This window comes from Burkholderia sp. Bp9004 (genome assembly GCF_003858025.1).
Classification (GTDB): Bacteria; Pseudomonadota; Gammaproteobacteria; order Burkholderiales; family Burkholderiaceae; genus Burkholderia; species Burkholderia diffusa.
Genome location: NZ_QTQD01000003.1, coordinates 245,504 through 267,875, shown reverse-complemented (window position 1 = coordinate 267,875; position 22,372 = coordinate 245,504). Strand labels below are relative to the sequence as shown.

Genomic DNA, 22,372 nt, shown 5'->3' with positions numbered 1-22,372 from the left:
CCTCCCTTGCCCATGAGTCATTCCCTTCCCGCTTCCCGCCCCCGACGTCACGATGCCGCGTCGGAAAACGGCCGAGCGCGCCGGCCGGCGGCCGGCACACGTGTCGCGCTCCGCATTGGTGTCGCAGCGGCGGCCATTGCCGCGCACGCATCCGTGGTCCATGCACAAAGCAGCGTGACGCTGTACGGTGCGATCGACACGAGCATCGAAATCACGAATCCGGGCTCCGGCTACGTCGCGCGGATGGATTCCGGTGCATATCGCGGTTCGCGCATCGGCGTGCGCGGCGCCGAGGATATCGGCAACGGCGTAAAGATCCTGTTCGATCTCGAGAACGGCTTCGGCTCGACGGACGGCAGTCAGGCCGTCGCCGGCACGTTGTTCAACCGCCAGGCCTGGATCGGCGTGAGTTCGCGCTACGGCACCGTGCGGATCGGCCGCCAGTATTCGCCGATCTACATCCCCTTCAAGGGGCAGCTCGATGCGTTCGGTGCTGGCACGATCGCGTCGGGCCTCGACAATCTGTCGAAAATCACGCCGTACGAAAGCAACGCGATCACGTACCTTTCACCCGAGGTCCATGGCTTCTCGACCACGATCATGGCGTCGTTGCGCGCGCCAACCGACGGCGACGGCAATGGATTGGCAGGCCACATCGAGACGTTCTCGTGGCATGACGGCCCGCTCCGCATTTCATATGCGCACCAGCAAACCCACGGCAGCGGCGCATTGCGCGCCAACCTCGGCGGCGCCTCCTATGCATTCGGCCCGGTGACCGGCTTCCTGTCGTATTTCAATGGCGACGGCGGAACGCCCCACTACCACAACGACGGCGTGTCGGCCTCCGCGCGCTATGCGGTGAGCGCGCGTTTTCGCACGTCGCTGGGGTACACGTGGCTGCGTGACCGGTCGGGCGGCGACAACGACGCCGACCAGTTCAGCGCCGCGTGCGAATACGATCTGTCGAAGCGCGTCCTGCTCTATGCAAGCGCGGCCTGGCTGCATAACCGTGGCCAGGCCGCGTTCACGCTGAAAGGCGTGAACGTGATCGGCCTCACGCCGTCGTGGCTGGGGGCGTCGGTGCGCGGAATCCAGTTCGGGATGATCGACCGTTTCTAGAAGCCACCGCCAGTTGCCGCAAGCAAGGCGAGCAACTGATTCGCTGCCTGCAGCGCCTGCACGGACGTGAATCCCGCAAGACGCGTTCCCGGGTTCCCGGGTTCCCGGGTTCCCGGGTTCCCGGGTTCCCGAACGGATGCTGCGCGCGATCGCCTCGAGCGTGGCGATCATATCGACCGACTCCGCTTCGGTGCTGCCGTTCCACGGCTCCCGGCCGGGCCGGACGGCGCGCACGAAGCGCTCGGTTTCCGCGAGAAGGCCGCTGTCGCCCGGCAGCACGATGGTTTCCCGCGGCGTCGTGGACGGAACGCCGCGGCGCAGATGAATCTCGGGCGGCCCGGCTTGCGGCGGGCTGTTGAGGAAGGTCGTCTCGAGGATGCCGTCGGTTCCCGTGATCCGCCGTGACGGGGGAACGCCGTGTTGAAGCTGCATGCGATCTGGCCCAGCACGCCGTTCGGCAACTCGAGGCAGGCAGTCACGGTGAGATCGACCTTCGTATCCGATCAGCGCGCAGCGGCACTGAACCGCACCGAATTGGGTGGAGGCGCGTATTCTTGAGAGAATCGAGCCATGAACAAGAAGGCAAGCACGTTTTCCCCGGATGTCCGAGAGCGTGCAGTGCGCCTGGTACGCGAGCAGCGTAGCGAGCATCCGTCGATGTGAACGGCAGTCGAATCGATTGAACCGATGATCGGCTGCACGCCGCAGACGCTTCTGGATTCGGTCAATTCAGACATGGATGCCCCCGGAAATTTGGTGGGTGAGATTTGGTTCTGGGGACTTGAGGGCACATATCGTCAGATAAATGAAAGCCTCGCCGGTTGCGGGCATGACGCTTGCGCCCGCCCTCAGTATCTTTCTCCATGCGCGGCCGGCGCCGATAATGCGTACGGCAGCGGCCGACGACACCGCACCGAGGCAAGGAGGCTCCCCGCATGACGACGCCGTTCAAGCCGGGCGACCACGTCCGCTGGAATTCCGAAGCCGGTTACGTGACCGGCACGATCATCGCGATCCACACGCAGGATTTCGACTACAAGGGCCATCGCCACCGTGCGTCGCCCGACGATCCGCAATACGAGATCAAGAGCGATCGCACCGACCACATCGCCGCGCATCGCGGGCGCGTGCTCGAACGCATTGCCGACAAGGACGACACGTGACGCTCCCGTTCTACACGATCGGCCATTCGAACCGCACGCTCGACGCGTTCGTCGGGATGCTCGACGCGGTCGATATCGCGCTGCTGGCCGATATCCGGAAGATGACGCGTTCGCGCACCAATCCACAGTTCAACGAAGCAACGCTCCCCGCCGCACTGGCCGCGGTCGACATCACGTACGAGCACATCGCGGCACTCGGCGGACTGCGCGGCAAGTCGCGCGGCGTGCCCGACGAGGTCAACGGCTTCTGGACGAACCGCAGCTTCCATCGCTACGCCGACTACGCGCTGTCGCCCGAGTTTCGAACGGGCCTCGACCGGCTGATCGCGCAAGGGCACCGGCAGCGCTGCGCGATCATGTGTTCGGAAGCCGTGTGGTGGCGCTGTCATCGGCGCATCGTGTCCGATTACCTGATTGCGCGCGGCGAAACGGTGCTGCACATCATGGGCCCGAATCGCGTGGAGCCCGCGCGCCTCACGGCCGGCGCGGCGATCCGGGACGACGGGACGATCGTCTATCCGGACGTCGAAGGCGACGCGCCAGCAGACGAAGCCGGCGCGCGGCCGACCGCGTGACGCGTCACCGATCGTGCGCGTGATGCCGTGACGGCATGAAAGCGTGAAGGTGCGCAGACCCGATGCAACGCCCACGTCGATCGACCGTGCCCGCTGCGCACCCGATACGCTGCACGCTCACCCCGCTTTGCGCCGCCGCGATCCTGCATTACCATCGTGCGTCCACCGCGCGTACGCGCGCGCCCCGCCACCTCTGCACTCCCGCACCGATGCTCGCCCTCATCATCATCGCCGGCCTGTGGGCCGGCCTGCAGAACGCCCTCGCGGGTGGCGGCTCGTTCGTCACGCTGCCCGCGCTGATCGTGTCGGGGATGTCGCCGCTCGCGGCGAACATCACGTCGACGGTCGCGCTGTTCCCGGGCCAGGTCACGACGGGCTGGGCGAGCCGGAACATGGTGCGCGGCGCGGGCAAGCTGTCGTTTCGCGCGCTGTTCGCGATCAGCGTGGTCGGCGGCGCGCTCGGCGGCCTGCTGCTGCTGAAAACCCCGTCGTCGATCTTCTCGCACCTCGTGCCGTGGCTCGTGCTGTTCGCGACGGTCGTGTTCGCATGGGGCAGCTTCTTCCGCAAGCCCGGCGCCGGCACGCAGCATCTCGGCCCCGTCACCGCCGCGATCTCGCAATTCCTGATCGCGATCTACGGCGGCTACTTCGGCGGCGGCATCGGGTTCCTGATGATGGCCGCGCTGACGATGGCTGGCCTGTCGCCGCGTCACGCGATGTCGACGAAGAATGCGCTCGCTGGCGTGATGAACGCGTCGGCGGTCGTGCTGTTCCTGACCTCGCCGCACCTGCACTGGCGCGAGGCCATCGCGCTCGGCGGCGGCGCGATCGTCGGCGGCCTGCTCGGTGCGTGGGCGCTGCACCGCGTGAACGAGCGCGTGCTGCGGATCGCGATCGTCTGTATCGGCGCCGCGCTGACCGTCGGGCTGTTCGTCAAACCGATCTGACGCACACGCGCCGAGCGCGCGGATGGCACGCACGCCGTCGGTCGCGACGGATTCGCAATCAATGGGCAAGCGGCCGTGCGCCGAGCGCTGGTGGAGTCACGCGCCCGCCTCGATGTCGCGGACGCTTGCGACAACTTGCGCGCCAAGCGCTTCGATCCTTGCAGGCGGGTGCGTTCAACCGAACGGCCGCACGCCGATCAGCGGGCCGTGCAGGAACAGCGCGAAGACGGCCCAGACAACGAGCCCGGCGACGATCGTCACGGCATCGCCCGACAGCCTGCCGGCCGGATAGCGGACGCCGTCGAGGCGATCGCGCGCGCGCCACACGACGAAATCGACCAGCGACCACACGAAGAATGCGCCGAACAGCACGACCGCGTGCAGCGTGCCGTTCGCGAGCAGGTGCGCGATCGCCCACACCATCACGCCGGCCACCATCGGATGGCCGACGAGCGTCTTGATGCGGTTGCGCGGCACGTAGGACGCGGTGATCAGCACGAATGCGATCGCGGTCAGCATGCCGGTGAGATGGCGAATGCCGACGGGCGACACCCACAGCAGCGTCCCGCCCTGGCGCGCAATCCCGTAACCCCAGATGATCAGCACGAAGCCGACGATCGACACGATCGCATAGGGGCCCTTCCAGCGTTTCTCGCCGATCCGCTCGATGGTCGCGGATCGCCAGCCGTCCGCGACGATCCGAATCGAATGCACACCGAGGAAGATCGCTAAACCGAGAATCAGGACGAGCATCGGCTATCTCCGTCTGGAACGATGAGTTGGGAATCATTCGCGCGGCTTTCGATGCGCCGTTCGCGAGGCCGGCAGCGAGACCGGCTCGGGTTGCGCCGGGCATGGACACAATCGCGCCGATCATAAACGCCGGGGCCGCCGTTGTGAAGCAGCCGGAACATGCGGTGCGTCAAACCCGGCGCTTGCGTGCACCCGCGGTGGCTCGAAAGCAAGGAAAGGAAATGCGCCGCCGTACGCTCGGCGCTAGGTGCGCTTGCGTGTCGCTTCCGGTTTCGGCGCCGGCTTCGACTTCGGCCGTGCCTTGCGCTTCGGCGCCCCGGCCAGCAGCGCCGCGCGATACGCGCCGCGACACCAGTCGAACAGCGCGCCCGTGTCCTCGAGCACGTCGGCCGGCGTTTCGTAATAGCCCTCGAGTGCAACGGTGCGCGTGGGACGCTCATACGAGAACGGCCCCATCCCCGCCGCGACGAACGCGGGACGGTTCACGTCGTCGACGCGCAGGAACAGCGACCCGCGCGACATGAAACCGAACATCACGCCGTCGAGCCGCATCGCGGCGCCGCTGAAGAACCGCACGACCTGTACGTTGCCGAGCGGCGCGAGCCGATACGCGATCTCCTCGCCGTGCGCCTTCTCCGATTGCCAGCTCATGCGAGCCCCGTGCAGCGCTGCGTCCACACGTCGAGTTCCGCGTCGTCGAAGCCCACCGCCGCCGCGCTCTCGCGGATCTGCCGCCACGTCGCACGATCGACCGGAATGCCGTCCGCGCCGCGCGCGGCGCGGCTCGCCTCCTCCGGCTCGCCGGGCATCCGCACCGGCGCGTCGCCCGCCTGCGGCGACGCCTTCGCCCATTCGACGAACGCATCGGCTTCGCGCTCCGCATCGGCCGCGTCGAACGCGTTCGGATCGATCAGCACCGACAGCATCCCGTTGACGATCGCGCTCGTCTTCTGCAGCGTGCCGCCGTAGGTCGTATGCCCGCCGACCAGCGCGCCGCCGAAGATCTCGCACATCGCCGCCAGCGCATAACCCTTGTGCAGTCCGAACGGCAGTAGCGAGCCGAACGGCTGCTCGTGCATGACTGCCGGATCGTCGGTCGGCCGGCCGCGATGATCGATCAGCGACCCGGCCGGCACGCGCTTGCGCTGGTTGTATGCCACCCGCGTCTTGCCATACGCGATCGCGCTCGTCGCGAAATCGAGCAGCAGCGGCGGCCGGCCCGCGCGCGGATACGCGGCGCAGAACGGATTCGTGCCGAAACGCGGATCGGTGCCGTGCAGCGGCGCGACAAGCAGGTCACCCGGCACGTTGACGAAATGGAACGACACGAGCCCCGAGCGCGCGCACTGCTCGGCCCAGTGCCCGATGCGGCCGAGGTGATGGACGTCGCGCAGCCCGATCGCGCAGATGCCCATGCGTCGCGCGCGCTCGATCCCTTCGACCATCGCCTCGAACGCGATCACCTGGCCGAAGCCGCGCCCGCCGTCGATCGTCAGCACCGCGCCGCCGTCGCGAACGATCGACGCGTGCCCGTTCAATTGCAGCTGCCCTTCCCGCCACGACGCCACGTAGTTCGGGATCATCCCGATCCCGTGCGAATCGTGCCCCGCCAGATTGGCACCGACCAGATGATCGGCAACGAGCCGCGCCTCGCGCTCGCTGCTGCCGGCCCGCTCCCAGAGTGCCGCGACGAATGCATGCAGCGGTTCGGCGCGCATGCTCAGCGGGTCGGTATCGGAAGTCGGCAGCGCGGTCATCGGCAAGGCTCCGTGAGGTCGGGGTGAATCCGGGTGAATCCGGTCGAATCCGTTCGGGTCAGGCAGCGCGAACGCTCAGCGCGCGGACGCGATCACGTCCGCCACCGCCGCGGTCAGCTTCTTCGCGTACGGCACGTGCAGGAACTCGTTCGGGCCGTGCGCATTCGATTTCGGCCCGAGCACGCCGCACACCATGAACTGCGCGGACGGGAAGCCGGCCTGCAGCACGTTCATCAGCGGGATCGTGCCGCCGAGACCCATGTACGCGCAGTCCGCGCCGAAGTGGCGACGCGACGCGGCGTCGAGCGACGACGCGAGCCACGGCGCGAGATCCGGCGCGCTCCAGCCGGTCGCGGCGCCCGCGTCCGGCTTGAACGTGACCTTCGCGTTGTACGGCGGATCGAGTTCGAGCAGTTCCTTCAGCTGCTGAACGGCCTGTGCGGCGTCGACGAGCGGCGGCAGGCGCAGCGACAGCTTGAACGCGGTGCGCGGACGCAGCACGTTGCCCGCGTCGGCGAGCGCCGGCAGACCGGCCGCGCCCGTCACGGACAGCGACGGACGCCACGTCGAATTCAGCAGCGCCTCGCGCGGATCGGTCGTGGTCGGCAGCACCGGCTTGCCGTCCGCGCCGCATGCCCACGGCAGCCCCTTCCATACGGCGTCGCCGAGGATCGCGGCGGCCGTGTCGGCTTCGCGCACGCGGCTGTCGGGAATCTCGCAATGGAACACGCCCGGCAGGAGGTTGCCATTCTTCGCATCTTCCAGGCGCTCGAACAGCTGGCGCATCACGCGGAAGCTCGACGGCGCGATGCCGCCGAAGACGCCGGAGTGCACGCCTTCCTCGAGCACCTCGACCTGCAGGTCGCCGGACACCAGCCCGCGCAGCGACGTCGTGAGCCACATCTGGTCGTAGTTGCCCGCGCCCGAATCGAGGCACACGACGAGCGACACCTGGCCGAGCCGGTCGCGCAGCGCGTCGACGTACGGCAGCAGGTCGTAGCTGCCCGACTCCTCGCAGGTCTCGATCAGGCCGACGCAGCGCGGCCGTTCGACGCCCTGCTCGTCGAGCGCGCCGAGCGCCGCGAGGCTCGCGTAGATCGCATAGCCGTCGTCCGCGCCGCCGCGGCCGTACAGCTTGCCGTTCTCGAACTTCGGTGTCCACGGGCCGAGGTCCGCGCGCCAGCCGTCGAATTCGGGCTGCTTGTCGAGGTGGCCGTACAGCAGGATCGTGTCGGTGCTGCCCGAGCGCGTCGCAGGCGTTTCGAAGAAGATCACCGGCGTGCGGCCGGGCAAGCGCACGATCTCGAGCTTCAGGCCTTTCACCGGCTGGCGCTCGGCCCACTGCGCGGCATCGGTGACGACCCGCTCGAGATACCCGCGCTGCGCCCAGTCGGGGTCGAACGCGGGGCTCTTCGCCGGGATCGCGATGTAGTCGGTCAGTGCGTGGAGAATTTCATCGTTCCACTTGCGCTCGACGAAGGTAACGAGCTTGTCATGGTCGAGGACGGGGGTAGTGTCGACGGAGGTCATGGTGGGGTGCCTGGATAGGGCTGACGAAAAACCGGATGATACGCCGATGCCCCCGCCCCAGGGCGCTTTCCGTGGCCGTATTCAGGGGCCCGTTCGGGCCCGTTTCCCGCAGCGCCTGGATCAGCGGCAGGCGAGAAAGCGGCATCGTCATCGGAATCACCGTTCGGTTAAAACAATCACGGGCGACGGCGAGCGCATTTCGAGTACTCGATAATAACCGACCAATTCGATCAAGATTTTCCGAGTCATTCAGCCCATAAATTGAATTAACCAGTTCGGCAAAAAACAATTATCCGTTCGATTTTCACGATACCTCGGCCGCGAACACGCCCCCGACCGGCTCGAGGGCACCGCCCGGCGCCATCCAGCCCCATCCAACCCCATCCGGTCGCACCATGACATTTCATCTTCATCAATGATGATCATCAATATTCAAGATATTAAATTACATCGTTTACTCTTACTCGAATTCAATTAAGAGATAAGATGCTGTCGTTCAATAAAACGACGGACCATTCCGGAATCGTCGACTGGCGCCGGGCCGCGCCACCTCAACCGCATCACGATCATTCAAGGAGCCTCGCATGTCCGATGCCAGCTCGTCCTCCTCCCGCTCCACCGTCGCGCCAGCCGCGACCGCCACGCCGAAAATCGGCGTCATCCCCGCCACGCTGATGGTTGCCGGCAACATGATGGGCTCCGGCGTCTTCATGCTGCCCGCGAACCTCGCCGCCACCGGCGGCATCGCGATCTTCGGCTGGCTGATCACCGTCGTCGGCGCCGTGTCGCTCGCGCTGGTGTTCGCGAAGCTCGCGGCAATCGACCCGGCCGCCGGCGGTCCGTATGCGTATGCGCGCAAGTCGTTCGGCCCGTACATCGGCTACCAGACCAATCTGATCTACTGGCTCGCGAACGTGCTCGGCAACGTCGGCCTGGCGGTCGCCGGCCTCGGCTATCTCACGCACTTCTTCCCGATGCTGCGCGACCCGCTGGTATTCGCGCTCGCGCAGATCTTCGTGATCTGGTTGTTCACCTACGCGAACATTCTCGGACCGAACGTGGTCGGCCGCGTGCAGTCGGTCACGACGATCTTCGCGCTCGTGCCGATCCTCGGGATGGCCGTGTTCGGCTGGTTCTGGTTCAGCAAGGATGTGTACTTCGCCGGCTGGAACGTGTCGGGTGCGAGCAGCTTCGGCGCGATCGGCGCGACCTTGAACTTCACGCTGTGGGCGTTCATCGGCGTCGAGAGCGCGTCGGTGTCGGCCGGTGTCGTCGAAAACCCGTCGCGCAACGTGCCGATCGCGACCGTCGGCGGCGTCGTGCTCGCGGCCGTCTGCTACGTGCTCAGCTCGACCGTGATCATGGGGATGATCCCGAACAAGGCACTGCTCGCGTCGAGCGCGCCGTTCGCGGATGCCGCGCGCCTCGCGCTCGGCGACACCGCCGCGAACGCGGTCGCGATCTGCGCGGCGCTCGGCTGCCTCGGCTCGCTCGCGGGCTGGACGCTGCTGGTCGGCCAGACCGCGAAGGCCGCGGCCGACGACGGCCTGTTCGCCGGCGTGTTCGCCCGCGTCAACTCGAAGAACGTGCCGTCGGCCGGCCTTGCGATCGTCGCGGTCATCATGTCGGTGCAGGTGCTCGCGACGATGTCGCCGAGCGCGAGCGAGCAGTTCGGCAAGATCGCGTCGATCGCCGTGATCATGACGCTCCTGCCATACATCTACTCGTGCATCGCGATCAAGGTGCTCGGCTACGGCAAGATGCCGTCGCACCAGTTCACCTTCTACACGATCGTCGGTCTGATCGGCGCCGTCTACGCGCTGTGGGCGATGGTCGGCTCCGACGGCCAGCAGACGCGCTGGTCGCTGATCTTCGTGATCGCGACGATCGTGTTCTACGAGCTGTCGATCAACCGTCAGCGCGAAATCGAGGAAACCCACATCCATCCGGGCGGCCGCTCCCCGCGCTGGGTGCGCTACCTCGCGCTCGGCATCACCATCGCCGCGCTCGTCGCGACCTTCTGGATCTCCGTGGGCCGACACACGGCCGACATCCTTCACGCACGCTCGCCGGCCGCGGGCGTCCAGGCAACCCAGCAAACGGGGGAATGACCCATGACCGCTTCCTTGACCCAACCGGCGTTCCGTCGCCTCGGCATGAAGGCGCTGCTCGTGCAGCACGACATCGACGAACGCACAGCCACCGGACGCGCGGCCACCGCGCTCGTCGAAGAATTGCGCACGCGGCTCGTCGACGTCGTGATCGCGACCTCCGCCGACGACGCGTGCGCGGTGGTCGACGCCGATCCCGCGATCCAGTGCCTGCTGCTCAACTGGGAGCTCGGCAACGATCCCGCCCATGCGCCCGCCCAGGCCGTGCTCGACGCGATGCGCGCGCGCAATGCGACGGTGCCGGTGTTCCTGCTCGCGAGCCGCGCGAGCGCAGCCGCGATTCCCGTCGACGCGATGCGCAAGGCCGACGACTTCATCTGGATGCTGGAGGACACCACCGCGTTCATCGGCGGGCGGATCGTCGCTGCGATCGAACGCTACCGCGAAACCGTGCTGCCGCCGATGTTCCGCGCGCTCGCGCAGTTCTCGCGCGTGTACGAATACTCGTGGCACACGCCGGGCCATACGGGCGGCACCGCGTTTTTGAAATCGCCGGTCGGCCGCGCATACTTCGAATTCTTCGGCGAGGCGCTGTTCCGCTCGGACCTGTCGATCTCGGTCGGCGAACTCGGCTCGCTGCTCGACCACTCCGGTCCGATCGGCGAAAGCGAACGCTACGCGGCGCGCGTGTTCGGCGCGCACCGCACGTACCACGTGACGAACGGCTCGTCGATGTCGAACCGCGTGATCCTGATGGCGAGCGTCACGCGCAACCAGGTCGCGCTGTGCGACCGTAACTGCCACAAGTCGGCCGAGCACGCGATGACGATGTCCGGCGCGATTCCGACCTACCTGATCCCGTCACGCAACCATTACGGGATCATCGGGCCGATCATGCCGGAACGGCTCACGGCCGCCGCCGTGCGCCTCGCGATCGACGCGAACCCGCTGGTGCGCGGGCGCGACGGCATCGATCCGACGCCCGTGCATGCACTGATCACGAACTCGACGTACGACGGCCTCTGCTACAACGTCGCGCGCGTCGAGGAACTGCTCGGCCAGAGCGTCGACCGATTGCATTTCGATGAAGCGTGGTACGGCTACGCGCGCTTCAACCCGATCTACCGCGATCGTCACGCGATGCACGGCGATCCGTCGCAGCACGACGCGAGCAAGCCGACCGTGTTCGCGACGCAGTCGACGCACAAGCTGCTCGCCGCGCTGTCGCAGGCGTCGTTCATCCACGTCCGCGACGGCCGCAATCCGATCGAGCATGCACGCTTCAACGAGGCATACATGATGCATGCGTCGACGTCGCCGAACTACGCGATCATCGCGTCGAACGACGTGAGCGCCGCGATGATGGACGGCCCCGGCGGCGAGGCGCTGACGACCGACGCGATCCGCGAGGCCGTGTCGTTCCGCCGGATGCTCGCGCGGCTGCATGCGGAATGCGAGGAGAGCGACGACTGGTTCTTCAACGGCTGGCAGCCGGACACCGTGGTCGATCGCAAGACGGGCCGGCGCGTGCCGTTCCATGAAGCGGACGAAACGCTGCTCGCCACCGATCCGTCGTGCTGGGTGCTGCATCCGGGCGAGACGTGGCACGGCTTCGGCGAGATCGAGGACGACTACTGCATGCTCGATCCGATCAAGGTGTCGATCGTCACGCCGGGCGTCGCGCCGCACGGCGGGCTGATGCCGGTCGGCATTCCGGCGTCGGTCGTCACCGCGTATCTGGACCGGCACGGGATCGTCGTCGAGAAGACGACCGACTTCACGATCCTGTTCCTGTTCTCGATCGGCGTGACGAAGGGCAAGTGGGGCACGCTCGTCAACACGCTGCTCGACTTCAAGCGCGACTACGACGCGAACGCGCCGCTCGAACAGGCGCTGCCGGAACTCGTCTCGCGCTATCCGGACCGCTACGGCAAGCTCGGCCTGCGCGATCTGTGCGACCTGATGTTCAGCGCGATGAGCGACCTGAAGACGACCGAGATGATGTCGCGCGGCTTCTCGACGCTGCCGCAGCCCGACTTCAGCCCGGCCGAGGCGTTCGAGCATCTCGTGCACAACGACATCGAGATGCTGGAGCTGGCGGAGATGGAAGGCCGCACCGTCGCGACAGGCGTCGTGCCCTATCCGCCCGGCATTCCGCTGCTGATGCCCGGCGAGAACGCAGGGCCCGCCGACGGCCCGCTGCTCGGCTACCTGAAGGCGCTCGAGCAATACGACCTGCGCTTCCCCGGCTTCACGCACGACACGCATGGCGTCGAAGTCGAGGACGGCGTGTACCGGATCGCGTGCATCAAGAAAACCGCGCGCGACACCAACACGCGCTGAGCATGCGCGCCGCGACGCCGCGCCGGCAGAACGCGGCCGGCGTCGCGACGCGTGACGACTCGCCGGTCATGCCGGCAAGCGACCGACCCACTCGGCGAGCTGCGCTTCGCCTTCTTCGTCGAGCTTGCCCTTCAGTTCGCCGTACCACGGCGCGATCGCATCGGCCGGCTGCGTGGCCTTCAGGATGTCGAGACTGTTCTCGAGGAACGACGAAAAGAACGGAATGCCGCGCATGTAGAGGAAGGTCGAATCGGTGATGCGCACGTGGCCGTACACGTCGCGCACCCACGCGAGATGCGGCAACGCCTCGCGCAGGTGGCCGCTTTGCATCAGCGCGGAAATGAAGTTCACGCGCGCGGCGACGTCGGACTGCTCGTGCGTGTCGTGATTCACCTCGGCGGCCTTTTGCATCCACGCCTCGCCGCGCTCCACTTCGCCGCACATCACCGACGTCGTCGCGAGCTGCACCGCGTTGTGCGCGCTCGGCTCGCGATCGAACAGCGCAAGCCAGTACGGAAACGCTTCCGGATAACGCTCCATCGCCGAGTACGAGAGCGCGCACAGGCGCGCCGCATCGGCCAGTCGCTCCGCGTGCGGCGCGGCGGCCGCGATCGCGGCGTCGTGCCGGCCGGCCTGGAATGCCTTCAGCGCGGGCGCGAGCTCGGGCGCGATGTCGGGGCCGCTCTGATCGTCCGCGCCTTCGGGTGCGTCGGGTGCGTCGGGTGCGTCGTTCGCGGACGGCGCGGGCGTCGCCGCTTCATCACGCGGTTTCTTTCCGAACAGCTTTCCCAGCAGGCCCATGGCGATTGTCCTTGTCGTTGTGATGGATGAATGGCGGCTGGTTGCAGCGGCGCAGGAAGCGCGGCGCGCGTGAACCGGATCGCCGCACGGCGACCGCCATCTTACGCGCGCTCGAAGTCAGCAGGAAGTGAACGGCGGCAGGGCGCTGATGTGGCGAAGCAAGGCGCGACGCTCACGCGTCCGTGGGCCTCACGCCGCGATCCATTCCGCGCCGGTACGCGGCAGGGCTCGTCGCCGCGACGCGCCGGAAGTGCCGGCGCAACGACTCCTCGGAACCGAACCCCGCGCGCGCGGCAATCTGCGCGAGCGACATCCCGGGATGCGCTTCGAGCATGTCCTTCGCGACGTTCACGCGCTCGCGGATCAGCCACGCGAGCGGCGACATCCCCGTCGCGTCCGCGAACTGCCGCTGCAGCGTGCGCGTGCTCATCGCCGCCTGCGCGGCCAGCGACGCGAGCGTGTGCGGCTCGGCCGCATGCGCGCGCATCCAGTCGATCAGCTTCGCGAGCCGGTCGCTGCCGCCCGGTGCGACCGGTCGCGGCACGAACTGCGCCTGGCCGCCGTCGCGATGCGGCGGCAGCACGAGGCGCTGCGCGACCCGGTTCGCAATCGCGCCGCCGTGGTCGCGGCGCACGAGATGCAGCAGCATGTCGAGCCCCGCCGCCGAGCCGGCCGACGTGACGATCTGCCCTTCGTCGACGTACAGCGCGTCGGGATTCACGCGCAGCGCCGGATAGCGCGCCTGCAGGCGGTCGGCGTAGCGCCAGTGCGTCGTGACGGTGAGCCCGTCGAGCACGCCAGCCGCCGCAAGCACGAACACGCCCGAGCAGATCGAACAGAGCCGCGCGCCGCGGCGATGCGCGGCACGCAGCTTCTTCAGCAGCGGCTCCGGCGGCGGTTCGTCCGGATCGCGCCAGCCGGGAATCACGATGGTGTCCGCGCGATCGAGCATCGCGAGCCGGTACGGCGCGGCGACCGTGATGCCGCCCCCCGCGCGCACGGGGCCCGGCTCGCTCGCGCAGACGGCGAAGCGATACCAGTCGACGCCGAGTTCCGGGCGTTCGAGCGCGAACAGTTCGACCACGCAGCCGAATTCGAAGGTGCAGAGGCGATCGTAGGCGAGCGCGACGACGAGATGATTGTGCATGGCGCGATGTTACCGGAACTTGTCGATCGCGCCACTGCCGCGATGGCCGCCGAACCGCGATACTGCCCTTCATCCCGGCGCATTCCGCGCCGTCTTTCAGGAGCGCGTTTCATGTCTTACGTCACCGACGTCCCCGCCGCCGACAGCGCCGCCGCCCTCGCGCACTTCGAAGCCTCGCTGCGCTTCGAGACCGATTGCTGGGACGTGCACGACGCGTTTGCGTCCGGCTCGCCCGATTTCGTACTGCTCGACGTCCGGGGGCCGGAACAGTTTGCCGCCGGCCACGTGCCCGGCGCGCGCAACCTGCCGCACCGCAAGATCGTCGCCGGCAAGCTCGCCGACCACCCGGCCGACACGCTGTTCGTCGTCTACTGCGCCGGCCCGCACTGCAACGGTGCCGCACGCGCGGCGATCCGGCTCGCGCGCCTCGGCCGCCCGGTGAAGCTGATGATCGGCGGGGTCACCGGCTGGCTCGACGAAGGTTTCGCGTTGTGCAACGAAGTCCAACCGGAGGACGTCGCCGCGCGCTGATCGTCATTAAAAACGCAACAATCAATTGCCGGCACACGAACGGAAAAAGCGCGACAATCGGCCACATTGCAGTTCTCGGATGGAGCAGCAACATGGAACACGCAGTCCTGATTCAGATGGCCGGCTCGGTCGCGGCGATCGCGCTCTATTTTCTTCCGGCCATCGTCGCCGACCGGCGCGGCCGGCACGACAGGCTGACGATCGCAATGTTCAACGCCCTGTTCGCGTGGACGGGCATCGGCTGGCTGATGACGCTCTACTGGGCATGCCAGCCGAACCCGCAAACCGACGTCGCGCAAGCCATCCTCGCGAAGCGCCGCGGCATCAGCATGCGGACTTTCTCGACCGGCCTCGTCGAACGCGTGCAGCGCCGCGTCGCCGCCCAGGAGCAATGGGCCGAGAAGCAAGGTTGCCGCTAGGCAGTCCCGCTGTTCCCTTTACTTTGCCTTACCTCGCCGTGCCGAACTTCGGCATCCTGACGTTGGTCGAGGCCCGGTAGTCCCACACCAGCCTCTCGCGCGGCGCCTCACCGCCCGCGCGCAGCCACGCCCCGAACGCCCCCGCCGTCACCGCCCGCGCGATCCGCTCGCCCGGGCAGCCGTGCGGCCCCGTGCCGAACCCGAAGTTCGGCCCCGGCGCGCGGCCCGGCAGCAATCGGTCCGGCTCGCGGTGCACGGCCGGATCGCGGTTCGCCGCCGCGAGCACGACCAGGATGGCCGCACCGGCATCGACGGTCACGCCTTCGATCGTCGTGCGCGACGCGACGAAGCGGCGCGTGTTCTGCACCGGCGAATCGAATCGACCGACCTCGGCGACGAATGCCTCGAGCATCGCGGCATCCGGCAGCGTGCGTTCGGCACCGGTTGCGTCCCACGCGACCAGCACATTGCCGAGCCACGCGGCCGTCGCCTCGCACGTCTGCGACAGCAACCCGACGAGATTCGCGACGAGCGCGCCGCTCGCATGCCAACCCGCGGCACCGGCCGCCTGCTGAATCGCCGCGACCCATGAGCCGTCCTGCGCGCGTGTGCGCGCGACACGCTCCGTCATCCGGTCGAGCAGTTGCCGCGCGGCCTCGCTCGCACGGGCCAGTGCCGCGTCGTCCGACAGCGGCGACAGCGCGGCGACGAAGTCGACGACCAGCGCGGCGATATCGTCGAGCTGCGTGTCGTCGAAGCCGAGCAGATCGGCGACCGCGCAAACGGGCACCGTCAGGCACCACGCGTTCAATGCATCGGCGTCGTACGGCATGCGCAACCGGCTGCCGGCGAGTTGCGCGGCCCGCTCGCGCAACGCGTCGACGTCGATCGGCGCGAACGCCGCGCGCAGCGCCTGCTTCGGCACGTCGTGCCGCAATGCGCCGTCGTTCATGCGCACCAGTTCGCCGAACAGCGCGCCCGCCGTCGTCCCACGCAATGCGGGCGGTACCGGCGCATCGAGCGGCCTGACGCGGCACGCCGGGTGGCCGAGCACGGCCGTCACGCTCGCCGCCCGGCTCGCGACCCACAGGCCGAGCGAGGCGTCGAACGCGAGCGGCGGCCCGTCGACGAGCGTCGAGTAGTAAGGGTAGGGATCGCGGTGCGTGACCGCGGCAATCGGATTGGTCGGGTTCATGCGTGCAGTATCGGCGCGCCGGGCCACCGCATGTTTCAGGTTGACGTGAAATGTCGCGGATGTCGCGCTCATGCTCATGCCGGCACCGCGGAGTGCTGCGACGCAGCAACCCACGGGCGGCAAGCGACGCGGCGCCGTGACGGACGTGGCGTCAGGCTGCCGACCGGTAGCGGTGCGCCTGCATGCGCAGGCGGACGCGCCCGGCGGAAATCGCACGCGGTTCGGGCACCACCGTTTCGTGATGAAACATTTCCTGCCGGAAGCGGCCGCCGTCGTCGAACCACTGGCAGATCAGCCAGTCGGCATCGTCGAACACGACCGGCCCGGCATAGGTGACGGTCATGCGCGGCCCACCGGTTTTCAGCGTCACGACATCGCCGACGCGAAAGCCGTTGCTGTGATTTTCTCGGATTTTCATCGCTCTCTCGATTTTTTATATATTCATTTTCCGGCGGCCCGCTGACAGGTCATTCGGATACGCGGCAGATTACCAATCCAATAAATAACCGGCAACTCCCGAATACCCGAAAACATCGACCTGAAAATCGCAACACTACGCGGCACCGATTCGCGTGGCGGGCTTCTGACACCATAATCGGCGCGGCTTGCGCGCCGATTATGGTCAAACAACCGGAGTGCAGAGAATAAACGATGAATTTCGCGCCGTCATCGAACTTCAAATCGGCGGTGGTTTCGATTGATTACTGTCAATCGGTTTCCGGCTGGAAACGTTCCCACGTTTTATCGGCGCTCATTGTTCGAACCGCACGGGCGAATTGTCCGGCGCCGAAAACCAGCGATTGAGGTCGCGTCCCGGCACCGCCGCCTGCGTAAACGTGAACGTGCCGTCGCGCGCCATTTCCGTTGCAGCGCGCAGGAACGCGCCGAATGCGGCCCGCGCCAGCGCGCCGCCGACGCTGACGCGCTTCACGCCGAGCGCCGCGAGCGCCTCGAGGCTCAGCAACCCGCCCTGCAGCCCCATCACGACGTTGACCGGCGCGCCGACCGCGCGCGTGACCGCCGCGATCTCGTCGGGATCGGTCACGCCGGGTGCGTAGAGCACGTCGGCGCCCGCGTCGCGGTACGCGACCAGCCGCGCGATCGTGTCGGCAAGGTCGGAGCGGCCGTGCAGGTAGTTTTCACAGCGCGCGGTCAGCGTGAACGGAAACCGCAGCGAGCGCGCCGCGTCGACCGCCGCCGCGATGCGCTCGACCGCCACGTCGTGCGGGTAGATCGGCGCGTCGGCACGGCCGGTCGCATCCTCGATCGAGCCGCCCACCGCGCCGGCGTCGGCCGCCAGGCGAATCGTCTCGGCGACCGTGTCAGGCGCGTCGCCGAAACCGTTCTCGAGATCGGCGCTGACCGGCAGGCCGCCCGCGGCGACGATCTCGGCGATGTGGTCGAGCATTTCGTCGCGATCGATCGCGTTGTCGGGCCGCCCTCTCGAAAAGGCGAAGCCGGCGCTCGTGGTGGCAAGCGCTTCGAAGCCGGCCATCGCGAGCAGCCGGGCGGAACCGGCATCCCACGGGTTCGGGATGATGAAGGCGCCGGGCCGCGTGTGCAGCGCGCGGAAGGTTTCGGCTTGGCGAAACTGCACGTTGGAATCGGACATCGAAGTCTCCTCGGAATGGAGACGTCAGCATACGCGCGCGCGGTACCGCGACGGTTCAGGGCGCGCTGAAATATCGATGTGGATGCCGGGGCCTCGCGCGCGGCGCGGTGTGCCGCCGGTCACGCCGCCGCGCGGGGACCGAGCGTCTTCGTCAGGAAAATGCGCGCATGCCCGGTCGGGTAATCCGGCAGCTCGCCGAAACGGACATAGCCGCGCTTTTCGTAGAACGGCTGCGCCTGAAAGTCGAACGTGTCGAGCCACGCGCCGTGACAGCCGCGTGCGACGGCTTCCGCCTCGGCGAGATCCATGATGCGCGAGCCGGCCCCCTGGCCGCGCGCCGCCTCGGGCACGACGAGCAGGTCGACATGCAGCCAGCCGAACGCCGTGCTGCCCCACAGGCCGCCCACGACCGTGCCGTCGGCGTCGGTCACGCGCACGGCCAGCGGCCGGAAATCGATCGGGCCGGCCTGGCTTTCGTTGAACCGGACGAGCGGCGCCGCGATCTGCTTGCGGACGTTCGCGTCGCCGGCGTCGGTCACGTCGTAGGTGAGCGTCATCGGTTACGTCGAATCAGGAAGAAAACGGGAGATGGCAAGACGGCCGGACCCGCGCGCGACTACACCACGTAGGCGCCCTTCGCATGCAGTTCCGCTTCCGTGCGCTCGAGCGCCGTGATCGCATCGCTGCCTTCCAGCGCCAGCAACTGCGCGACCAGTGCCTCGGCCATCGCATGCGCGGCGACCAGCGACGGAAAGAACGACGGGCTGTCGTGCGTGAAGATCAGCTGCGCGTCCGCATGCAGCGCGATCGGCGACACCGCGCTGTCGGTGATCGCGACGATCTTGCTGCCCTGCGCCTTCGCCGCCTGCGCGACACGCGTCGCTTCCGCGGAATACGGCGCGAAACTGATGATCACCGTCACGCTCTGCTTCGCGATCGTGCGCAGCTCCATCTCGAGCGAGCCGGCGACGCCGTTGAGCAACGACACGGTCGGCCGGAACAGCCGATAGCCGTACACGAATCCGAACGCGACCGGATAGCACGACCGGAACCCCGCGACGTGCACGTGCGACGCCTTGCGGATCAGCTTCGCGGCGTCGGCGAGCGCGTGCTCGTTCTGGGCGGAGGTGGCGGCGAGATTGTGCTGCTGCGCGGCAAGCAGGTCGTGCGCGAGCGACGCCTTCGCGTCGGGCCGCACGAGCGAACGCGCTCGCTGCGTGAGCGGCTCGGGACGCGTGCGCACGCGCGCGACGCACAGGTCGCGCAGCTCGTTCCAGCCGGGGAAACCGAATTGCTGCGCGAGCCGCACGAGCGACGCGGGTTGAACCTGCGCGCGCTGCGCGACCTTGCGCATCGACGAGGTGGCAACCTCGTCGGGATGATCGAGCAGAAATGCAGCGCCCGCCTGGAATTGCGGGCTCAGTTCGGAAAATTGCGCCCGGATCCGGGACGCGAGTTCATCGAAATTGGCAGCCATCTTGGTGAGAACGGGAACCGGTCGTCCATGGTATCACCGGCCCCGTCTGCACCGGTGCACCGGTGCACCGGTCAGCGCAGCACTTCGACGTGATCGGCGTCGACCTTCACCTTGCCCGACCACTTGCGCTCGAACTCGCCGGTCAGCTTCACTTCGCTCTTGTCGCTGACGGGCTGGCCGGCCGCCCACAGCTTTTTGTCGATCTCGACGCGGATCGTGCCGGTTGCATCGGCGAACTCGTAGTCCTCGCCGCCGGTATGCTTGACGATGCGCCCCTGGAGTTGCACGTGCTGGTCGTCCTTGCCGTTCGCGAGCAGTTCCTTCACGGTCGTCGTGGTCAGCGTGGACGGCCCCGTGTATTCCGCGTAGACGGCGGCGGGCAGCACTGCAAGCGCGACCGCCAGGATTCTCGTCAGGTGTTTCATGATCTCGTTCCTCCAGTTGTTCGAGTACGTCGCGCTCCCGTTGAACGCGACGGCCCGAGATTACGGAGCGTAAGATTAAGCAAACCTGAAGGTCGTCCCCCGCGGCATGCCGTCGCGGCGTTTCGGTGCGCGAACGCACGGAAGCGCCCGTGTTTAAGCTCGGCCTAAGGCACCTGCGCTTATCATGGGAACCCCGGGCGCCACGCCCGCCAACAGGCACGAATCCATGCGCGTACTGCTCGTCGAGGACGATCCGCTGATCGGCAGCGGGCTCGAACAGGGCCTCAAACAGGAAGGCTTCGCAGTCGACTGGGTCAAGGACGGCGATGCCGCGACGCTCGCGCTGCGCTCGACCGGCTACGGCCTGCTGCTGCTCGACCTCGGGCTGCCGAACCGCGATGGCCTGTCGGTGCTCGCGTCGCTGCGCCGCCGCGACGAAACCCTGCCCGCGATCATCATCACCGCGCGCGACGGCGTGCCGGACCGCATCGCAGGCCTCGACAGCGGCGCCGACGACTACCTCGTCAAGCCGTTCGTGCTCGAGGAACTGCTGGCGCGCATTCGCGCGGTCAACCGCCGCCACGCGGGGCGCGCGCAGACGACGCTCGCGATCGGCCCGCTGCGCCTCGATCCCGTCAAGCACTTGGTGTGGCTCAACGACGACGAAGTGACGCTGTCGCCGAAGGAATTCGTGCTGCTGCAAGAACTGATGCGCGACCCCGGCGCGGTGATCTCGCGCGAACAGTTCGAGGAACGGCTGTACAGCTGGGGCGAGGAAATCGAGAGCAACGCGGTGCAGGTGCACATCCACAACCTGCGCAAGAAACTCGGCCACGACATGATCCGCACGGTGCGCGGCGTCGGCTACCGGATCGGTGACGGCGCATGACGCGTCTGCAACACGCGATCGCGCGCTGGCGCAGCGCATCGCTGCGGCGGCGCCTGTTGATGTGGCTGCTGCCGGCCGCGTGCGTGATCGGGCTGGTCGCGAGTGCGGGCACCTACTGGGGCGCGCTGCGCGAGCTCGACGATCTCCTCGACGACCAGATGCGCAGCATGTCGAAGCAGATCGTCGTCGGCCCGGACGGCGAACTGTCGTTCCGCAATCACGGCGACGGCAAGCACGAATTCGAGGCCAGCGATCCCGACGCGGTGCTGCTGCAGGTCTGGCGCAACGGCACGCTGGTTTACTCGACCGATCGCAAGTCCGAGCTGCCGCCGCCCGCGCAGACGGGCATCGGGAGCGTCGACGTCGATGGCCAGCCGTGGCGCACCTACGTGACCGAACGCGGCGGCACGACGATCCGGCTCGCGCAGGCGCGCCATGCGCGCTGGGAAGCGATCGCGGGCATCGCGGTGCACCTGCTGTGGCCGGTGTTCTCGATGCTGCCGGTACTCGCGATCGGGCTGTGGTTCGGCATCGGCGCGGGGCTTCGGCCGCTGCGCACGATCGCATCCGGCCTTAAGCGCAGGAATGCGAACAATCTCGAACCCGTCGACGTCGCGTCGATGCCGAACGAGGTCCGCCCGCTCGCCGAAGCGATCAACGACCTGCTCGCGCGGCTCGACCGCTCGTTCACGCTGCAGCGGCACTTCATCGCCGACGCCGCGCACGAGTTGCGCACGCCGATCATGGGGCTGTCGATCCAGTCGCAATTGCTGCGGCGCGCGTCGACGGCCGACGAGCGCGAGCAGATCCTCGCGCAGATCCAGGCCGGCACGACACGCCTCGGCCACCTCGCCGAGCAGTTGCTGACACTCGCGCGCCTCGAACCGGACGCGCAGGCGTCCGCCGCGGCATCCGCGAGCGTCGATCTTGCCGCGCTGTGCCGCTCGGTGGTCGCCGACCGCACGCGCGTCGCGGATGCGCACCGGATCGACCTCGGCGCGATCGTGGCGTCGCCGGTGATGGCCACGGGCAACATGGACACGTTGCGCGTGCTGCTGAACAACCTCGTCGACAACGCGATCCGCTATGCGGGCGACGGCGCGCGCGTCGACGTGTCCGCGCGCCTCGACGGCACGACGCCCGTGCTCGAAGTCGCCGACGACGGCCCCGGCATTCCGGAAGCCGAGCGCAAGGACGTATGGGAGCGCTTCTATCGCGGCGAAGGCGCGCAGGCTGCCACGTCGTCGGGCAGCGGGCTCGGCCTGTCGATCGTCAAGCGGATCGCCGAACAGCATCGCGCGACGGTCGCGCTCGGCACGACGCAAGGCGGGCGCGGGCTGACCGTGACGGTGCGTTTTCCCGTGCCGGCCTGACGCTCGCCCGACGGGCGGCTTTTCCACAGATTGTGTTGGCAAGCTTGTGGACAACCGGCCGCTAACGACGACAAGCGATTGATCCGAAAGGGTTTGTCGGTCGTGCGCAGCGAATGCGCCAGACCGCGCCGCACACCCCACGTCCGGACGCGACATCGCGTACCGATCCCCTCTCCTGCCACGCCCGCCACGCCCGTCCGGCCGT

The 22,372-nt window shown here is 67.8% G+C and carries 22 protein-coding genes and 1 pseudogene; 11 read left to right on the top strand and 12 right to left on the bottom strand.

The window, feature by feature from the left end; all coding sequences use genetic code 11:
* Positions 1-12: 12 nt before the first annotated feature.
* From DIE08_RS05350 to DIE08_RS05335, 5 genes and pseudogenes are all read left to right on the top strand, one after another.
* On the top strand, positions 13-1,119 hold the full coding sequence (locus DIE08_RS05350) for a porin (RefSeq protein ID WP_124901210.1): 1,107 nt from the start codon (positions 13-15) through the stop codon (positions 1,117-1,119).
* A gap of 570 nt (positions 1,120-1,689) precedes the next feature.
* A pseudogene (locus tag DIE08_RS36675) lies at positions 1,690-1,854 on the top strand (IS3 family transposase); the annotation flags it as partial.
* 200 nt (positions 1,855-2,054) lie between these two features.
* Positions 2,055-2,282 (top strand): DUF2945 domain-containing protein, encoded by a 228-nt coding sequence (locus tag DIE08_RS05345; protein ID WP_124901209.1) that lies wholly within the window; start codon positions 2,055-2,057, stop codon positions 2,280-2,282.
* Positions 2,279-2,857 (top strand): DUF488 family protein, encoded by a 579-nt coding sequence (locus DIE08_RS05340; protein ID WP_124901208.1) that lies wholly within the window; start codon positions 2,279-2,281, stop codon positions 2,855-2,857. The genes DIE08_RS05345 and DIE08_RS05340 overlap by 4 nt, the downstream gene beginning before the upstream one ends.
* A 209-nt stretch (positions 2,858-3,066) precedes the next feature.
* A complete protein-coding gene (locus DIE08_RS05335) occupies positions 3,067-3,804 on the top strand; it encodes a sulfite exporter TauE/SafE family protein (protein WP_124901207.1) in 738 nt (245 codons plus the stop codon).
* Positions 3,805-3,978: 174 nt separating this feature from the next.
* Here DIE08_RS05335 and DIE08_RS05330 read toward each other — a convergent pair whose 3' ends face one another.
* The 4 genes from DIE08_RS05330 to DIE08_RS05315 form a co-directional block, all read right to left on the bottom strand.
* The gene (locus tag DIE08_RS05330; protein ID WP_124901206.1) at positions 3,979-4,557 is read right to left on the bottom strand and encodes an NnrU family protein; all 579 of its coding nucleotides are present in this window, start codon (positions 4,555-4,557) and stop codon (positions 3,979-3,981) included.
* Positions 4,558-4,800: 243 nt separating this feature from the next.
* A complete protein-coding gene (locus DIE08_RS05325) occupies positions 4,801-5,208 on the bottom strand; it encodes a TfoX/Sxy family protein (protein ID WP_124901205.1) in 408 nt (135 codons plus the stop codon).
* Positions 5,205-6,314 carry a malate/lactate/ureidoglycolate dehydrogenase gene (locus tag DIE08_RS05320; RefSeq protein WP_124901204.1) on the bottom strand — a complete coding sequence of 370 codons (1,110 nt, stop codon included), beginning with the start codon at positions 6,312-6,314 and terminating at the stop codon, positions 5,205-5,207. The genes DIE08_RS05325 and DIE08_RS05320 overlap by 4 nt, the downstream gene beginning before the upstream one ends.
* Before the next feature lie 75 nt (positions 6,315-6,389).
* Entirely contained in the window at positions 6,390-7,844 is a 1,455-nt protein-coding gene (locus DIE08_RS05315; RefSeq protein ID WP_124901203.1) for a M20 family metallopeptidase, read from the bottom strand.
* Positions 7,845-8,428: 584 nt separating this feature from the next.
* Here DIE08_RS05315 and adiC point away from each other — a divergent pair.
* Positions 8,429-9,955 carry an arginine/agmatine antiporter gene (adiC, locus tag DIE08_RS05310; RefSeq protein WP_124901202.1) on the top strand — a complete coding sequence of 509 codons (1,527 nt, stop codon included), beginning with the start codon at positions 8,429-8,431 and terminating at the stop codon, positions 9,953-9,955.
* Positions 9,956-9,958: 3 nt separating this feature from the next.
* Complete coding sequence (locus DIE08_RS05305) at positions 9,959-12,298, top strand: Orn/Lys/Arg decarboxylase N-terminal domain-containing protein (RefSeq protein WP_124901201.1); 2,340 nt, start codon at positions 9,959-9,961, stop codon at positions 12,296-12,298.
* Positions 12,299-12,364: 66 nt separating this feature from the next.
* On the opposite strand, the gene DIE08_RS05300 is transcribed toward DIE08_RS05305, so the two are convergent.
* Together DIE08_RS05300 and ftrA are read right to left on the bottom strand one after the other, a co-directional pair.
* On the bottom strand, positions 12,365-13,099 hold the full coding sequence (locus tag DIE08_RS05300; RefSeq protein ID WP_124901200.1) for a hypothetical protein: 735 nt from the start codon (positions 13,097-13,099) through the stop codon (positions 12,365-12,367).
* Positions 13,100-13,271: 172 nt separating this feature from the next.
* Complete coding sequence (ftrA, locus tag DIE08_RS05295; RefSeq protein ID WP_124901199.1) at positions 13,272-14,246, bottom strand: transcriptional regulator FtrA; 975 nt, start codon at positions 14,244-14,246, stop codon at positions 13,272-13,274.
* Between the two features lie 111 nt (positions 14,247-14,357).
* Between ftrA and DIE08_RS05290 the strand changes: the two genes are divergently transcribed.
* Positions 14,358-14,777 carry a rhodanese-like domain-containing protein gene (locus DIE08_RS05290; RefSeq protein WP_124621919.1) on the top strand — a complete coding sequence of 140 codons (420 nt, stop codon included), beginning with the start codon at positions 14,358-14,360 and terminating at the stop codon, positions 14,775-14,777.
* A 92-nt stretch (positions 14,778-14,869) separates the two neighbouring features.
* Complete coding sequence (locus tag DIE08_RS05285; protein ID WP_059600150.1) at positions 14,870-15,196, top strand: superinfection immunity protein; 327 nt, start codon at positions 14,870-14,872, stop codon at positions 15,194-15,196.
* A 28-nt stretch (positions 15,197-15,224) separates the two neighbouring features.
* Here the strand turns inward: DIE08_RS05285 and DIE08_RS05280 are convergent, their stop codons facing one another.
* The 6 genes from DIE08_RS05280 to DIE08_RS05255 all read right to left on the bottom strand — a co-directional run bounded on the left by DIE08_RS05280 (position 15,225) and on the right by DIE08_RS05255 (position 19,905).
* Positions 15,225-16,391 (bottom strand): cytochrome P450, encoded by a 1,167-nt coding sequence (locus DIE08_RS05280; protein WP_124901198.1) that lies wholly within the window; start codon positions 16,389-16,391, stop codon positions 15,225-15,227.
* A 151-nt stretch (positions 16,392-16,542) separates the two neighbouring features.
* Positions 16,543-16,809, bottom strand: coding sequence for a YodC family protein (locus DIE08_RS05275; protein ID WP_059600151.1), 267 nt, complete (start codon positions 16,807-16,809; stop codon positions 16,543-16,545).
* A gap of 333 nt (positions 16,810-17,142) precedes the next feature.
* Positions 17,143-18,003: an oxaloacetate decarboxylase gene (locus DIE08_RS05270; protein WP_124901197.1), complete on the bottom strand. Its 861-nt coding sequence runs from the start codon at positions 18,001-18,003 to the stop codon at positions 17,143-17,145.
* A 119-nt stretch (positions 18,004-18,122) separates the two neighbouring features.
* The gene (locus tag DIE08_RS05265) at positions 18,123-18,560 is read right to left on the bottom strand and encodes an N-acetyltransferase (protein ID WP_124621925.1); all 438 of its coding nucleotides are present in this window, start codon (positions 18,558-18,560) and stop codon (positions 18,123-18,125) included.
* A gap of 59 nt (positions 18,561-18,619) precedes the next feature.
* On the bottom strand, positions 18,620-19,480 hold the full coding sequence (locus DIE08_RS05260; RefSeq protein ID WP_124621927.1) for a MurR/RpiR family transcriptional regulator: 861 nt from the start codon (positions 19,478-19,480) through the stop codon (positions 18,620-18,622).
* 71 nt (positions 19,481-19,551) lie between these two features.
* Entirely contained in the window at positions 19,552-19,905 is a 354-nt protein-coding gene (locus tag DIE08_RS05255) for a YgiW/YdeI family stress tolerance OB fold protein (RefSeq protein WP_124621929.1), read from the bottom strand.
* A gap of 226 nt (positions 19,906-20,131) precedes the next feature.
* Here DIE08_RS05255 and DIE08_RS05250 point away from each other — a divergent pair, with 226 nt between their 5' ends.
* Together DIE08_RS05250 and DIE08_RS05245 are read left to right on the top strand one after the other, a co-directional pair.
* The gene (locus DIE08_RS05250) at positions 20,132-20,794 is read left to right on the top strand and encodes a response regulator (protein WP_059685844.1); all 663 of its coding nucleotides are present in this window, start codon (positions 20,132-20,134) and stop codon (positions 20,792-20,794) included.
* Complete coding sequence (locus DIE08_RS05245; protein WP_124901196.1) at positions 20,791-22,167, top strand: ATP-binding protein; 1,377 nt, start codon at positions 20,791-20,793, stop codon at positions 22,165-22,167. Before DIE08_RS05250 ends, DIE08_RS05245 begins: the two co-directional genes overlap by 4 nt.
* Positions 22,168-22,372: the final 205 nt, after the last annotated feature.

Bases quoted from the DNA above. Each gene is read 5' to 3' on its own strand.
- DIE08_RS05280 (WP_124901198.1), bottom strand. From the start codon at position 16,391: ATGAACCCGACCAATCCGATTGCCGCGGTCACGCACCGCGATCCCTAC.
- DIE08_RS05255 (WP_124621929.1), bottom strand. From the start codon at position 19,905: ATGAAACACCTGACGAGAATCCTGGCGGTCGCGCTTGCAGTGCTGCCC.
- DIE08_RS05335 (WP_124901207.1), top strand. From the start codon at position 3,067: ATGCTCGCCCTCATCATCATCGCCGGCCTGTGGGCCGGCCTGCAGAAC.
- DIE08_RS05245 (WP_124901196.1), top strand. From the start codon at position 20,791: ATGACGCGTCTGCAACACGCGATCGCGCGCTGGCGCAGCGCATCGCTG.
- DIE08_RS05275 (WP_059600151.1), bottom strand. From the start codon at position 16,809: ATGAAAATCCGAGAAAATCACAGCAACGGCTTTCGCGTCGGCGATGTC.
- DIE08_RS05330 (WP_124901206.1), bottom strand. From the start codon at position 4,557: ATGCTCGTCCTGATTCTCGGTTTAGCGATCTTCCTCGGTGTGCATTCG.
- DIE08_RS05305 (WP_124901201.1), top strand. From the start codon at position 9,959: ATGACCGCTTCCTTGACCCAACCGGCGTTCCGTCGCCTCGGCATGAAG.
- DIE08_RS05345 (WP_124901209.1), top strand. From the start codon at position 2,055: ATGACGACGCCGTTCAAGCCGGGCGACCACGTCCGCTGGAATTCCGAA.
- DIE08_RS05250 (WP_059685844.1), top strand. From the start codon at position 20,132: ATGCGCGTACTGCTCGTCGAGGACGATCCGCTGATCGGCAGCGGGCTC.
- DIE08_RS05300 (WP_124901200.1), bottom strand. From the start codon at position 13,099: ATGGGCCTGCTGGGAAAGCTGTTCGGAAAGAAACCGCGTGATGAAGCG.
- DIE08_RS05290 (WP_124621919.1), top strand. From the start codon at position 14,358: ATGTCTTACGTCACCGACGTCCCCGCCGCCGACAGCGCCGCCGCCCTC.
- DIE08_RS05285 (WP_059600150.1), top strand. From the start codon at position 14,870: ATGGAACACGCAGTCCTGATTCAGATGGCCGGCTCGGTCGCGGCGATC.
- DIE08_RS05270 (WP_124901197.1), bottom strand. From the start codon at position 18,003: ATGTCCGATTCCAACGTGCAGTTTCGCCAAGCCGAAACCTTCCGCGCG.
- DIE08_RS05315 (WP_124901203.1), bottom strand. From the start codon at position 7,844: ATGACCTCCGTCGACACTACCCCCGTCCTCGACCATGACAAGCTCGTT.
- adiC (WP_124901202.1), top strand. From the start codon at position 8,429: ATGTCCGATGCCAGCTCGTCCTCCTCCCGCTCCACCGTCGCGCCAGCC.
- DIE08_RS05350 (WP_124901210.1), top strand. From the start codon at position 13: ATGAGTCATTCCCTTCCCGCTTCCCGCCCCCGACGTCACGATGCCGCG.
- DIE08_RS05265 (WP_124621925.1), bottom strand. From the start codon at position 18,560: ATGACGCTCACCTACGACGTGACCGACGCCGGCGACGCGAACGTCCGC.
- ftrA (WP_124901199.1), bottom strand. From the start codon at position 14,246: ATGCACAATCATCTCGTCGTCGCGCTCGCCTACGATCGCCTCTGCACC.
- DIE08_RS05260 (WP_124621927.1), bottom strand. From the start codon at position 19,480: ATGGCTGCCAATTTCGATGAACTCGCGTCCCGGATCCGGGCGCAATTT.
- DIE08_RS05325 (WP_124901205.1), bottom strand. From the start codon at position 5,208: ATGAGCTGGCAATCGGAGAAGGCGCACGGCGAGGAGATCGCGTATCGG.
- DIE08_RS05320 (WP_124901204.1), bottom strand. From the start codon at position 6,314: ATGACCGCGCTGCCGACTTCCGATACCGACCCGCTGAGCATGCGCGCC.